Origin of the sequence: Vibrio sinensis (assembly GCF_003605645.1) — a bacterium.
Classification (GTDB): Bacteria; Pseudomonadota; Gammaproteobacteria; order Enterobacterales; family Vibrionaceae; genus Vibrio; species Vibrio sinensis.
On record NZ_QVMU01000136.1, the window covers coordinates 1 to 552 of the forward strand.

Consider the following 552-nt stretch of genomic DNA (forward strand, 5'->3'; position numbering starts at 1 on the left):
CTCTATTTTATGAGTGAGAGACGTTCGATTTTGCCGGACTCAATTTCGAATAATCATCTCTAGGAGATGATATTGCCAAGAACACTTGAATGTGTTTTTTGGTGTTTATCTTAAAGATAAACATTGAGAACTTTTTTTGATAACAACAATGTTGTTATCAGTCAGCTTTCCAAATTGTTAAAGAGCATATGAATCTGAAGCGAAGCTTCAAAATACATTTTCTAAAGACTTTCAGCGTCGAAAATTCCAACCACATACATTACTGAGTGGTTTGGATATCCTATTCCAAAAATTCTTAGAGAATGGTGGGCGATACCGGGCTCGAACCAGTGACCCCCTGCTTGTAAGGCAGGTGCTCTCCCAACTGAGCTAATCGCCCACTAAAAGTTTTAATTCCTTCGTGGAGAAAGAATGGTGGGTCGTGCAGGATTCGAACCTGCGACCAATTGATTAAAAGTCAACTGCTCTACCAACTGAGCTAACGACCCTTAGTGGTATCCCGTAGGGGAGTCGAACCCCTGTTACCGCCGTGAAAGGGCGGTGTCCTAGGCC

Annotated in this window: 2 tRNA genes; both read right to left on the reverse strand. The window is 42.4% G+C overall.

From position 1 onward, the window contains the following. Window positions 1-303: 303 nt before the first annotated feature. Window positions 304-379 (reverse strand) — tRNA-Val (locus DZ860_RS23970). 33 nt (window positions 380-412) lie between these two features. Beyond that, a tRNA-Lys gene (locus DZ860_RS23975) sits at window positions 413-488 on the reverse strand. Window positions 489-552 lie beyond the last annotated feature (64 nt).